Raw genomic sequence first — 13648 nt, forward strand, 5'->3', positions numbered from 1 at the left:
ACCGTTGCCCTGCCGACATCCTTGTCAGCTTGAGTGCGTCGTAAACAATCGCCGTGCCGAAACTTCGCCACCGAAGCTTTCTTTTAGCCGGATATCCGTAACTGACTCAGGAATAGGGACTTCGGGAACATGCCTTGGCGGAGGCCCCTGAAGCGACGGCTGGGATTCTCACGATAATTGCACATTTTGCAAGACGGATCTCCCACGCGACGGGGCGCTTTTGCACTTTTGCCCGACCGAGCGGCGAGCTGAGGCCGGGATCACCAGGCTGTTGCCGGCCGAACGAATTCCGTTCAATGGAATCTGCGTTAGAAAACGTTTCGGCCGACTCTTCGCCGCCAAGTAAACGCCTCCTTTTTCTGCAAAGTACCGTCATGAAACGCTCCACTCCGTTCCTTGCCGAAATGACCAACCGCGAACTGGAGCAGTTCCTGGAGAAGTCTCAGACGGTCATCATTCCCGTCGGGGCGACCGAGCAGCACGGGCCGCACTCGCCGATCGGGACCGACGTAATCATTCCACAGGAGATCGCTCGCCGTGTGGCCGGAGAAATCGAAGCGGTGATCGCGCCGTCGCTCGCCTACACGCTCTCCTACCCACACCGTGGATTCGCCGCTGAGTTTAGCGTCTCGATCGAAACCTTCATGGCGGTCATCAAGGACCTCACGCTCTCGTTCGCCCAAAGCGGCTTCCGCAAGATCGTGTTCCTGAATGGCCATTTCGACAACACCTACCCGATCGCCTACGCCTGCGCTCAAGCCGCCGAGGCCGGGCTGCCCGAGGGCACGATCGCGTTCCCGATCAATTACTGGGACGGTCTGACCGCCGAAGAGCGCGACAAATATCTCACCCTTGATAAAGGGTTGCACGCCGGGATGACCGAAGTCTCCGCGATCCTCGCCATCGATCCCGAACTGGTCGATATGGAACAGGCCAATACCGAGTTCCCCAACTTCCCGGAGACGATCACCGAGTCCCCGGCAATCCACGCCGCGTTCTTCTTTACCTCCCCCGGCAGCGTCTACCGCATCACCAAAACGGGCACCTGGGGCGATGCGACCAAGGCCACGGCGGAGCAGGGCGAAGAATACCTCGGCTTCGGCGTGAAGTCGGTCCTCAATCTCCTTGCCGATATCGACAAAACGTACGCGGAATTGCCGGTAAGATGAGGCGGGGGAATGTCAGAAGTCGGAAGTCGGAAGTCGGAAGTCGGAAGTCGGAAGTCGGAAGTCGGAAGTCGGAAGTCGGAAGTCAGGAGTCAGGAGTCGGGCGGAGACGGCGCCCGGTCGTCCCGACCGCGGGTAGCCCGGCCGTTCACGGCCGGGTCGCGCAGCGACAAGATGCTTTTCGAGAAGGTGTCCTTGAGTGGTCGGCCACCCTTACTCCTGTGACGCCTTCGAACAGTATCTTCTGCCTGTCGGTCCCTGCCGAGATCGGCGATTCGATGACCAACATTGATGATTCAAGCGAGTGGCCCGGACGACGTCCGGGTCGCGCAGCGACAAGAGATTTCAGTCAGAGATATCCCTGCTAATTTGGCATCGAATGTTGTATGTGGTCGGTAGCTGAATACTCTTGCGGCTACGCCGCACGGACGGTGTCCGTGCCACTCGGAATTTATTAATTTCACTTTCGTAGTCGGCCTTCAACGATCTCATATTGTTCTCAAACAGTAAATCAAAGTGTGGCCCGGACATCGTCCGGGTCGCGTAGAGCACTCAGGCAGAGATGTCCTTACCAGTCCGGCGTCCAATGTTAATTGTGGCCGGCAGCTGAATGCTCTGGCGGCTGCGCCGCACGGACGGTGTCCGTGCCACTCGGGGATTATTAAGTTCTTTCCAGTTGGCAGCCTCTCACTCTCTTTTAGTGTTCTCGAACGGCATCTTGTGCCTGTCGGCACCCGGCCAAAATTGGCCGGGCTACCCGTTTAAGAGTGGCCCGGACATCGTCCGGGTCGCGCAGCGACAAGAGCATCTGGGCAGAGATGTCCTTACCAGTCCGGCGTCCAATGTTAATTATGGCCGGTAGCTGAATACTCTGGCGGCTGCGCCGCACGGACGTTGTCCGTGCCACTCGAAATTCATTAATTTCACTCTCGCAGTCGGCCTCCAACTCTTTCTTAATGTTCTCGAACGGCATCTTGTGCCTGTCGGCACCCGGCCATGAAAGGCCGGGCTACTCGTGTCTTGCTAATAGCTGACAGCCGATAGCCGACAGCCGACAGCTTTAAAAAAATCGGACGCGCGCCCGGCAGTTTTGCCGCGGCAACATCCGCCGCATGGGAAGCTGCAATTAGGTAACTGCACCCACCGGCGGGGCGAACAGAGGCGGTGCGCACCGTGTGTTCCTCCAACCGAGGAAAGATGGTTGCGCCGGACAAAAAATGGGTGGCTGGGGACGGTCTCGAAGAGCCGCCCCCAGCGAGCGCGGGGCGACGCCGACCTGCTGTTATCTATTCGATCGCCCCAGCACTGGGGGCGGGCAATCGGCTATCGGGTACGCCTGCAGAGTTCGAGGAGGACAACTTTCGATCTCGCGCCCGTCCCCAGCCACCCTTCATAGTTCGTGGCACCGATGTTCGGGTGCCGGGGTGCGTCTCGCCCCCGCATCTGAGAGCCCGTCAGGTTCTTGCATCGTTTCGATCGGCCACAGCGCCTGCGAGCAATCGCGGCGACTGAAAAAAAGTGGGCGATCTGACTCCCGCGTGGGCGACACGCCCCGCGCACCGAGTGACCGGAATCCCCTTCAATTGAAGGTCGCCAAAATCGCTCTTTAGCCCGCCCGCCGATTTGTTCTACAACCCACACACCCGGGAACGCTGCTGCGCTCCCATTCCGAATTTCGTGTGCGGATGCGTTCCATGTGGTACGACCTCGTCATTCTCGGCCTGCTTGCGTTCTGCACCATTCGCGGGATGCGGCGGGGTTTCGTGTGGCAGCTCGCTGGCATTGCCGGCTTAGTTCTCGCTTTCCTGTTCGCCGAAACGCTATCCCCTGTGATCGCTCCGATCATCGGTGTGGAGCCGCCGCTGAATCGGTGGATCGCGATGTTCATCATTTACATCGGGGCATCGTTTGTCTCGTTCGCAATCGCGCGATCGATGCACTCGGCTTTGGAAAAGGCGAAGTTCGTCGAGTTTGATCGCCATCTCGGCGGGATATTCGGCTTCGTCAAAGGGACGGCGTTCGCACTCCTGATCACCTTCTTCGCTGTGACCCTTTCGGAAGCGGCACGACCGACGGTTCTCAACAGTAGGGCCGGCTACGTGGCGGCCGTCGTCATGTGGCAGTTGCAGCCGATCATGCCGGAGGGCCTCGCGAACATTCTCGATCCCTATCTCGAAAACTTCGACCGCCCTCCCCGTGCGACCGAGACCGACGGTGAAACGATCATCGCGGACGGAAGCGGTTCGGGCACGCCGGGGAGCGGCTCCTCCGGCGACAACTTCGGCACGCCACCGCAGACTCCGATCGACCGAATACCGGGCGGCAAAGATTCCGATTTCGGAGCATTGCCGGAGGCCAAGCCGTCGCCGGCGAAAAATGATTTGCGGCGCGAGTTCGAATCATACCTCGCGGCGTCGGCGTCTCGCTTCGGCGTGAGAGTTCTTGAAGATTTCCGTGACCGATTCGCACGCAGCGCTCCGACGGAACGTGAGCGACTCGTCCGGGACCTTCGTGCGACGCCGGCGAACGTCGGCTCGGTCGAGTCGATCTTCCGCGCGTGGGCAGGGGTGTCGGAATCGGTCGCTCCGCCGGCGAAGCCGAACTCTGCCTCGATCGCCGAGCAAAACCGAAAGCTGCTCGGCGAAATTGCGGCGGTCTATTCCGACAGTCCGAAGATTCGAGACTCGATCATCAACGAAGCGCAGCAGCGATTCTCTGGCGTCGATCCGTCGGTCGCGCAGACGGTGCTGAAGGACTGGAAATCGGACTTGCTCGACATCCGCCCCGATCCCGATCCGGGAACCGATTTGGCGACGCCGTTGGAAGCCCGGATCACCCGTCACGGCAGGGCAGTGGAGTCGGCCTCGCCGAAGGTCGCCGATGGGAAGCGGAAGCGCCGCACTTAATTCAAAAATCGGGCGCACTCAGGCCGGCAGCAATTGCGCAAGATCGGCCGGATCGTCCACCTCGATTCCAATAACCTCGGTCGTCGGCGCCGCGGTTCTCAGGCACGCGATCGCTGATCGAACGGCTTCATCGAAAGACTCCGCGTCGCGATCGAATGCGACCTCCTCGCGACGGAATCCGCCCCCGACAGAAGCATCGTCGCCCCCGGCTTCGAACACGGCATCAACGAACGCCGGGGAGGAGGTATCGACGCCTCGCAGCGTCAGGATGAACCCGTACGTCCTCGCCATATGCGTCGCCTCATCGCATCGGAATTCGGTGCTTCGCGAAGGATCGATCGGCGTCCCGAAGTCCGCCTCCGAAGCTTCGCCCGCAGCCGGTTCAGGGGACCGGGCTGCCAAACGGGCCGAACCGGAAATCGCAGTATTTCCTGCCTTTTTGACCCGCGAGTTGAACATAAGGGGCATTATCGGACGTTGGAGCGGCCCCTCGAACGGGTGGGCCTGCTCTACGTCGTGCTGCTCGCGGAGGCCGGTTCGGTCGCCTTGTCAGACGTGGACGACGAACCGTTGGAAGGCGAAGTGTCCGTAGCAGCCTCGCCCGCTTCGTCGGCGGCCGAAGCATCGCCCGCAGCAGCGATCTCGGAGGTCGCCCGTTCTTCAAACACACCCATCCGGCGGAAGCGATCGTAGCGTCGATCGACGAGGTCATCCCCCTCTATCGATGCGAGATTATCGAGCGCCGAAATGATCGAGGCGGTCAGCGCATCGGCCGTCGCGCGATGGTCACGGTGCGCTCCGCCGAGAGGCTCTTCGATGACCTCATCGACGACCTTCAAACGCTTAAGATCCTTGCTCGTAAATTTGAGCGCGACGGCGGCCTTGTCGGCGTGCCGAACGTGCTTCCAAAGGATGCCCGCACAGCCCTCGGGACTGATGACCGAGTAGTAGCTGAATTCGAGCATCGCGACGTGGTCGCCGATCCCGATCCCGAGTGCCCCGCCGGAGCCACCTTCGCCGATCACGATGCAGACGATCGGCACTTTGAGCTGGGCCATCTCGCGGAGGTTCAGCGCGATCGTATAGGCTTGGCCGCGCTCCTCGGCTTCGATCCCCGGAAAGGCTCCCGGGGTATCGATGAACGTGACGATCGGCAGGCCGTACTTTTCGGCGAGCTTCATCTTCGCGATCGCCTTGCGATATCCTTCCGGATGAGCGCAGCCGTAGTTGCACTCGTTTCGCTCCTTCAGATTGCGTCCCTTTTTCTGGCCGACGAACATCAACTTGCGGCCGTCGATCTTCGCCAACGCGGTGACGATCGCGCGATCGTCGCCGAAGCCCTTGTCGCCGTGCAGCTCGACGAATTCGTCGAACAGCAACTCGATGTAGTCGGCGGTCTGAGGGCGTTCTTCGTGGCGAGCGACCTTGACGATCTGCCACGCGTCGAGGTTCTTGAAGATCTCGCGGCGCTTCCGCTTGATCTCGACGCGGAGATTGCGGATCGCCTGCTTGATGTTCGACGAGGGCTTCGGCTGCTGCTCGAGTTCGGCGAGCTGCAATTCGAGCTGATGAACGTCGCGTTCGAACGGAAGATGTGGGATGGCGCTCATGACGGGCGGTGCGATCGGTCTTCGTGACCTTCACCGATGCGCGATCGGCTTCGGAAGGAGCCGCCCGTTTCGCAGAAACCACGGTCGGCGATCGGGCGATCGGACTACGCTATAGTAAACCACGCGTCAGTGATCCGAATCAACCGCAACACCGCGTCGGCCCGAGTGTCGACCGCCCCTAAAGTACTTCGGGCAGTTCGTCCATCACCGGCAAATCTTCCTCGGCTTCCTCGCCGCGGCTGGGGTGAACCTCTTGCGGAATCTGCCCCCGCCCAGGCGAAACATGCCCCTGGCCTGGAATGTGAACCGTATGCGACGGCTGCTCGGCTGCCGGTTTTGATTGCGTTTGTGGCTGCGGTGGTGACTGAGGTGGCGGCGCCGATTGCTGGGCCGGAGGACTCTGCGGAGCAGGCGGAGCCGCCGGTGGTTGGGCCGACGCCGCGGGCGCGACCGGTGGCGCGGGAGCCGGTTGTTGCTGCTGCGCCGCCGGGGCCGCCTGAGGTGGTGCGGCAGGCGGCGGAGCCGTCGGTTGCGCTGGTGCGGGAGCGGGTGGCTGACTGGCGACCGCCGGAGGTGTCGGTGGAGCCGCCGGAGGAGGAACCGGTCGGGGTTTCGGCTTCGACTTGGCCCGGGCCGAAGGTGGCGCATTCTTTCCGCCTCGGGCGGCGTCGGTTCGGCTGTCGAGACGAACGCCCAGGTTCTCTCCACCTTCGGCATCCTTGGCGTCTTTCTTGTCCCGCTCGGCGATCAGTTCCGTCGGGTCCTGCAGGAAGACCTTCATGGAGCGGAATTCTGAAGCGACTTCATCCATATCACGCGGACGGTGATCCCGCTTCTTCGCCATCATCTTGACGAGGTAACGGTCGACGTCACCGGTCACGTTGCTGTTGAATTGCGAGGCCATCGGCGGAGCTGAGGCCAGATGCTTTTTCAATAACTCATTCGGATTGTCGGCCGTGAACGGGACCTGGCCGGTCAGCAATTCGTACAGCAATACGCCGAGGCTGTAGATGTCGGTCTGCGGGTTCGGATATTCTTTACGAATCGTCTCCGGTGCGATATATGTCCGCGTTCCACGGATTGCTTTGAGCTTTCCGGCGAACAATGCTCCGACGCCACTCGCTTTTTTCATCGCCAGTGAGAAGTCGACCAGTCTTAACTCGCCCGCTTTGGAGAACAGGATGTTGTCCGGCTTGATATCGTTGTGGATCCAACCCTTGCTATGCACGTAGCCCAAGGCGGGAAACAACTGCTCGCACAGCCGATCGAATCGCGGGTGAAGTTCAAGAACATCCCCCTGCACCGCGATTTTCAGCGACGGAGCGCGAAACAAGTCCATCACGGCGTAGACGTGCTCCTTAGTCTTGACGAACTTGTGAGCGCGCACGAGGTTCGGGTGCTCCATCGACTGCGAGACCTTCACCTCCTGCTTCAGCATCGCGACGACATCCGACTTCTTCGCGGCCTCAGTCGTCAGGCGCTTGATGACATAGGTCTTCGTGCCCTCACGGACTTCGTAGAGTTCGGAGACGGCACTTTTGGCAAGCTGGCCGACGACGTCGTAGTCATCGATCTTCGTCAAGCTTTCGCTTTCAGCCACGATATCCTCGCTAAATCCGAAGTGAGATAGAGATGATCAGAAGATGGGACGGAGTTCTACTTACTATACGTCGCCACCCGACCCTGATGAAGGGTAACCCATCAAGAACCGTGAATTGGTCGCACATAGCTCTCTTGCGATCGGCTACGTAGAGCACCGATCAGCTCGACCGAAGCTGTACGGCGATGCGGAGAAAGTCACCCATGCGCCGGGTTCGAAACTGCTTCAAAAACGCGTCGATCCTTGTGTGGATCAAACGCGAACGATACGCCTCGATCAACACCGTACCGAACAACGGAGTAGATGTCGCGGCCTCGCTCCGCTCATTTGCACAGCACGCAGGAGCGAATTGTTTTCCAGCAGTTTTTCGTGCAGACGACGGTGTCGAGCCACATTTGGTCGCACCAATTTTGACCTTCCACCGCCACCGGTTCGATCTCGGACACGAACACGCTTTGCGCCGCGTCGTAGAGTCCGGTTTCAATCGCCCCCTGCCTCAGGCTTGCCGGCGACACCTTGGGCGGCTTCCGAGCGTGCAGCAGTTTCGCAGACATCAACGCGTCGGTCATGTACTCGGCGCAATGAATGCCGTGCGCTCGATTCCCCGTTAGATGGTGTCGAACGAGATAAGGTCGGCCGAGTTGCGATTCCAGATGCTCGACAAACTCGACCCGCTGCTTGACGTCCATGACACGCGCGGGACGGCAGATCGACAAATCGCAGCCCTCCTGGATTCGCAGGTAAGCTCGCAACGGCATTTTGCGAACACCGACACCGTTCTGACTTTCGTAGACTAAAACCTCGCCGTCATCACCGACGACCAGACCCGCCACATGGGTGAAGGAACTGGCCGAGAACACCTTCACGGCCAGACAATCGCCTTGGGTGAATATCAAGGTGCCGGTGCGGGGCTCACTTTCGATACTGTCTGCGAGTTCGGTCGAAGACACGACGTGCGGCGTGATCTCGTCGTGCTGCACCGTCGCGTTGAGCGATGAATCGTGGGCCGCGGCGGTCTGTATTCCGCCGACCGAGATCACGATTCCAAGTGAGGCGGCAATCACACCGCTGAGGAATTCACTTTTTCGCATCTGCTCCTCCTTACTTTGCCTCGCCGACCCCGATGGCATCCTTACGTTCTCCAGAATGCTTTCTCGATGTCACGAACGCGTCGTGGCGACAGGCGGATTATTCCCTTTCACAAACTGAAAGGTGAGTTGCGCCGGGCCTGCTTTCTGGTCGACACTCCCCCTCCAATTCTCCGCGGGTCGGAATAGTAAGCCTCGAACCTTCGCGAGTCGATGATATTTGTCAGTCGAATCCAGCGTATGAGTACAACGTGGCGCTGGGCCAAGTTCGACCGCGCGGGACCCGACTTCATGCGAACGGAAGCTGGTCGAATATCTTCCATACTTCGCCCGCGAACAATCGCGACGCGAAGTGCCGCTCCGAATGCTCACCTTGGTGAGGCTCGGATGCCGAGAACTTCGCAGAAAACTCAAAGAATTACCGGTTGAGGACCGGTCGGAAGCCGATTAGAGTCACGCAAACTACGCGTTGTGTATGCGTTCGGCATGTCCGAAGTAAAGCTGCGTAGAATGGGCCGAAGAATCTGAGGAATCGCCGTCGTTCGCCGCTGCATGGTCGTCCTGTCCAGCGGCGCGGCAAATCCTTCCGGCCATCAACGTGGGGACGAAGTCTGGTGACCACTTCGCAAACTGAATCGCTTCGCGATTCCGACCTGCATCCGGGGGCCGTCGCGGTTGTGCCGATGCACTCCGTAACCTGCCTAACGCTCGACGAACTTGTCGCCGAAACAGGACCGTTGCCTTGGGATGCCGGTTTGGAGTTGGTGCAGAAACTCGCCGTGCTGCTGGCGAAGGTCGATGCTTCTGAATTAGAGGAACTCGATCTGAGTGAGGCGTCCCGCGTGCTGATCGACGACGACGGAGAAGTTCATCTGGCCGCACCGGCGGTTCGACGGTCGCTCGGCCTCAAGCCTTCGGCGGATCTGTCGGCCATCCTGCGTTACGCCACCGGCGACGAACCGGCACCGACACCCGAGTACCATACACTCGGACGGCTTCTTGAAGAGCGATTTCGTGAGCCGGCTGCCTCCTCTGTTTACATGGGGCTCGCAGAACGCATCGAATCGCACCTGCAGGCGGATGATCGAGGCCATGGAGTGGACGGTCGATCGGTCGTCGCTGAAAACGGTGCCGGACCTCAAAGTCGCCCGGCTCAATCGGGCTTGCCGACCACGATCAAATGGGGTGCGGTGATTGCCGTGCTCGGTTTGGCCGCACTTGCGGCCGTTGCGTTTCTGCAGTTGAACTAAGTGCTGAATTCCGCCCGGCGACAGAATTGTCGGCGGAGGTTGATCTCCGTTTACGGGATTAGCCGTCTGCCTGCTGTCGGATATCTCGACGACATTGCGATTTCGGTCGCAGCATCGATATCGAGCGCGCCCCGGAATCCGATGCTTGCATTTGCTTCTGGTGCGTCCCGCTACGGCACCGCCCTGCCCTGCCCGAACTCGCTCGTTCGGTCTTCCGCAGTCCTCTCGCTCTGAGCCGCTTTGTCACGCGGGCGTTTGCAGTCTCAGACGCCGTGCGTAGACTGAGGACGTTTCGGAGTTCGTCGATTTGTTCGATCGAGTTGTCCGATCGACTTTCTAGTGTTGCAGGCCCCCGATGAGCACTTTGGTCCGAGATCGCCGAACGGCGGATCGTACGAAATCCCACCCGCAGTTCGTGATGCGGGCCGCCCTTGCCCTTGTCGCGCTGATCGTCGGATGGGCGACGTGCGGTTCGATCGCACTGGCCGATCCTCCCTACCTGGAGTTCGTCGACGGACTCCGCGATCGCGGGTATTACGACTACGCCCTGATCTATCTCGATCAGTTGGAGGACGACCGCAGCGTCCCGACCGATATCTCCGTTCTCATCCCTTACGAGAGAGCGACGACGCTTATCCAAAGCGCGCGGTCGAAGCGTGATTTTCAAACACAATTGCGGGAGTTGGAGCAGGCTTCCGAGTCGCTGCAATTGTTTGTCAGCAGGAACCCTGATCATCCCAAAGTGGCGCAAGCCAATTCGGAGCGGGGAAAAATCCTGATGGGGAAGGCGGAAGCTTTACTCCTTCAGGCCAAGAGTCCGTCGAATCGAAGCAAAGCGAAGGAACTCAGGACCGACGCCCGTGACTCTATTCTCGAAGCGCGGCGAATCTTCACCGACGCGAAGGATCGCTACGAGCAGGAGTGGAAGTCATTCGGATTGAACATTCCGGCCGAGGAAAAGGAGAAGCGAGCCGAACGCGATCGAGCAGAGACCCGCTTCATGAGTTCTCAGCTTGATCTGGCTCAGACGATATATCTCGAAGCACAAACCTATCCGGACGACGACGAGAAACGGCGGGGACTTCTGAAAGAGGCGGCCGAGGCGTACGCGGACATCACCGAACGCTATCGCACGATGATCGCCGGTCTGTACGCGAAGCTGTGGCGGGCGAAAGCGTTTGAAGAGATGTCGGCCCGGCCTGACGAGTCGCAACGACTCGACGACAAGATTGCTGAGGAGAGCCGTTCGAACCTGCGACGGGCAGAAGCCCTGTATCGCGAGCTGCTGGAAAACGACGTCAGCCGGTCGTCGACCGCGCAGCAGATTAAAGACACGGCCCGCATGTTCTATCTGATCGTGCGAAACCACCCGCTCAACGGCGACCATGCGATCGTCGTGCAGGAAGCCTCCGACTGGCTCAGCCTGCGTCGCGGCAAAGCGGCCGCCACCAAGACGGCGCTTGGGGTCCGGTGGCAGCGGGCGATCGCATTTGAACGGCTCGCCGAGTCGGCTGAGATATCGCCTTCCGAAAGAACATCTTACCTTCGCAGCGCCCTGCAGGATGCGAGTTTCATCAACTCCTATCCCGGAGAGTACCGCGACGTCTCACGCGAGATGATTCAGCGACTCAAAGCGCTGCTGGGTGATTCCGAAAAGGATCCGGAAGACTTCGACGAGGCCTACGGACTGGCCAACAGTCTCATTAAACAAATCGATCCGCTGCGAAATCAGGTCTCACAGGCGAAGAACAAACAGGATCGCAGCCGATTTCAGGCCTCGTTTCAGGCGCATCTCGATGAGACGGCCCGCATCTTGAAGCTCGCTCTGCTTTTGGCGGGCGAGTCGGTCGACGCGGTGCTGGTCGATCGCACTCGCTATCTGCTCGCCTACGTCGAGTACCTGTCGGGCCGACCGTACGATGCCGCGGTATTGGGCGAGTACGTCGGTCGGCATACGACCGCCGACAAAACGAAGACCGATCTCCCCGCCGATGCGGCCTACCTCGCCCTGCTGGCGTTCGTCAAATTGCTCGATGATGTGCCGAATGGGCAATCCGATGATTTTGAAATCCGGCAGGTCCGCCGCGTCGCCGACTTGATCGTCAGCGAATATCCCACAACGCCCAAAGCCGATGACGCCCGCATGACGCTCGGCGTGTTGTTCAATCAACGCGATGATTCTGTCGAGGCCGCCAAGTGGTTTTCATCGATCCCGAGTTCGTCCGACCGCTTCGCCGAAGGACAGCTCTCCGCCGGGCAGGCCTTCTGGAATGCCTATCTCGACGCACTGGCCGCGCCGAATGAACAACGCATCCCGCAAGGCGAGCTCGATCAACTGCGGCAGAACGCCCGCGATCGATTAACCCGCGGGATCGAAGAGTTGGACAAAACGCTCCCGGCGGGCCGCACCGCGCCGGACAACTTTGTGGCCGCTCAGCTCTCGCTGGTGCAGATCGAAAACTCTGACGGCAACTATCAAAAAGCAGTCGATATATTGACGAAGGGACCGCGACCGATCACCGATGCCGTGGCGATTGAGAAAGGCAAAGATCGGCCGGACAAGGGCATCAAGAGTGTCGCCTTCGCCTCGCTGGCCTACCGGCAGCTCTTGCGAGCGTACGTCGGGCTGCAGCAGATCGACCCGGCCCTCACGGCGATGCGCGAGTTGGAACGCATCGGCGGAGAAGGCAATACCGAAGTATTCGTCGACCTCGGGCGTCAGATCAAAGAAGAGGTCGAACGGCTTCCAGAAGGCGCCGAGCGCGACAGCGTGCTATCGGCCTTCGACCGGTTCCTGTCGAAGTTGTCCGAACTGAAGCAGGGGCAGACTTATTCCTCGCTGATCTGGATCGCCGAGACGTACTTCGGGCTGGCCCGCGCCGTCGAAGGTGACAAGAAGTCTCGCTACTTCGATCAGGCCGCCTCGGCGTATCAGGAGATTCTCACGAAGAGCGGGACCGGAGGCTTTATGCCCGCCGACCGAGAACCGGGCATTCGATTGCGACTGGCCGAAGTCGAACGCGTCCGCAAAAACTATGACATCGCTTACGGACACGCGAAAGCGGTGCTCAAAGCCAATCCGAACGCCCTCAACGGGCAGGTCGAAGCGGCGACGATTCTAATGAACTGGGGCTCGGACAAGGCGTCCGAAAAACTGACTCTCGCGATCCGCGGGGATGACAGCGATCCGCAGGCTGTGGTGTGGGGTTGGGGCCAGATCGCCTCGCGATTGCAGCGAATGATCGAAAGCGGTCGCGGTACGCCCGATTTCGAAGATCAATACTTAGATGCGAGATACAACCTCACCGAGTCGGCCCGACTGGCGGCGACCGCTGCCGGCGATCCGCAGGCCCGCCAGAAGGGCTTGAATCGGGCCAAGCAGCAGCTCCTCACTTTCGTGGCGACCACGCCGCGGTCTGAGATCAGCGACGAATGGTGGGGGAAGCTCGATTCGCTTTACGGATCGATTCAACGAAACCTCGCGGGTGATCCGCCGAACTATCGACCGGAACCTCTGGTCCCCGCACAAGACTTCGCACCGGTCGCCACGACGACTCGCGAGCCGACGGAGTCGGCAACCGGGGCGGCAAACAATCCGCAGACTCCGACCGAGCCAACGGTCGCTCCGATCCCGGAAGGACCGAACTGGCTGCTGGTCAGCTTGGGCGTCCTCGTGGCGTTCGGCGTGACCGGCGGCGTGGTCTTCTCATCGATGAAAGGCGGAAGGCGCGGGCGACGTCGTCGATCGACCGTCGCTTCTGCAGCCAGCACCGTCTCCTCGGGAGCCGGTTCGAAGTCGAAACCGTCACCGAAAAAGCAGGCTCCGCAAAGCGGTCGACCGGCAGGCAAGACTCAACGCCCGGCGAAGCCTTCCGCATCGAAAACCGAAAAGCCGACCGGGCGAACGCAATCCCCCAAACAGGGACGCCCCAAACGGAAGCCCCGGCCCGAATCCTGAAAAATATCTTTCATACGCGAGTTGCGATCGCTTCCGATCGAACAGACGCGAAAAGCATTCGTCGAACATC

The 13648-nt window shown here is 60.2% G+C and carries 8 protein-coding genes; 4 read left to right on the forward strand and 4 right to left on the reverse strand.

Going from position 1 to position 13648, the window contains the following annotated elements:
* Positions 1 to 374: 374 nt before the first annotated feature.
* Both Pan189_RS17095 and Pan189_RS17105 read left to right on the forward strand, forming a co-directional pair.
* Positions 375 to 1169: a creatininase family protein gene (locus Pan189_RS17095; protein ID WP_310820693.1), complete on the forward strand. Its 795-nt coding sequence runs from the start codon at positions 375 to 377 to the stop codon at positions 1167 to 1169.
* A gap of 1691 nt (positions 1170 to 2860) precedes the next feature.
* Entirely contained in the window at positions 2861 to 4072 is a 1212-nt protein-coding gene (locus Pan189_RS17105) for a CvpA family protein (protein WP_310820694.1), read from the forward strand.
* An 18-nt stretch (positions 4073 to 4090) separates the two neighbouring features.
* On the opposite strand, the gene Pan189_RS17110 is transcribed toward Pan189_RS17105, so the two are convergent.
* The 4 genes from Pan189_RS17110 to Pan189_RS17125 all read right to left on the reverse strand — a co-directional run bounded on the left by Pan189_RS17110 (position 4091) and on the right by Pan189_RS17125 (position 8373).
* Positions 4091 to 4540, reverse strand: a complete 450-nt coding sequence (locus Pan189_RS17110) for a hypothetical protein (protein ID WP_145365305.1) — start codon at positions 4538 to 4540, stop codon at positions 4091 to 4093.
* A 41-nt stretch (positions 4541 to 4581) separates the two neighbouring features.
* A complete protein-coding gene (locus tag Pan189_RS17115) occupies positions 4582 to 5682 on the reverse strand; it encodes an acetyl-CoA carboxylase carboxyltransferase subunit alpha (protein ID WP_145365306.1) in 1101 nt (366 codons plus the stop codon).
* Between the two features lie 178 nt (positions 5683 to 5860).
* Positions 5861 to 7282 (reverse strand): serine/threonine protein kinase, encoded by a 1422-nt coding sequence (locus Pan189_RS17120; protein ID WP_145365307.1) that lies wholly within the window; start codon positions 7280 to 7282, stop codon positions 5861 to 5863.
* 323 nt (positions 7283 to 7605) lie between these two features.
* On the reverse strand, positions 7606 to 8373 hold the full coding sequence (locus tag Pan189_RS17125) for a YiiX/YebB-like N1pC/P60 family cysteine hydrolase (RefSeq protein WP_310820695.1): 768 nt from the start codon (positions 8371 to 8373) through the stop codon (positions 7606 to 7608).
* Between the two features lie 611 nt (positions 8374 to 8984).
* Here Pan189_RS17125 and Pan189_RS17130 point away from each other — a divergent pair.
* Together Pan189_RS17130 and Pan189_RS17135 are read left to right on the forward strand one after the other, a co-directional pair.
* A complete protein-coding gene (locus Pan189_RS17130) occupies positions 8985 to 9620 on the forward strand; it encodes a hypothetical protein (RefSeq protein ID WP_145365309.1) in 636 nt (211 codons plus the stop codon).
* A 355-nt stretch (positions 9621 to 9975) separates the two neighbouring features.
* Positions 9976 to 13578, forward strand: coding sequence for a hypothetical protein (locus Pan189_RS17135; RefSeq protein WP_145365310.1), 3603 nt, complete (start codon positions 9976 to 9978; stop codon positions 13576 to 13578).
* The last annotated feature ends 70 nt before the right edge of the window (positions 13579 to 13648 follow it).

The organism is Stratiformator vulcanicus (genome assembly GCF_007744515.1).
Classification (GTDB): domain Bacteria; phylum Planctomycetota; class Planctomycetia; order Planctomycetales; family Planctomycetaceae; genus Stratiformator; species Stratiformator vulcanicus.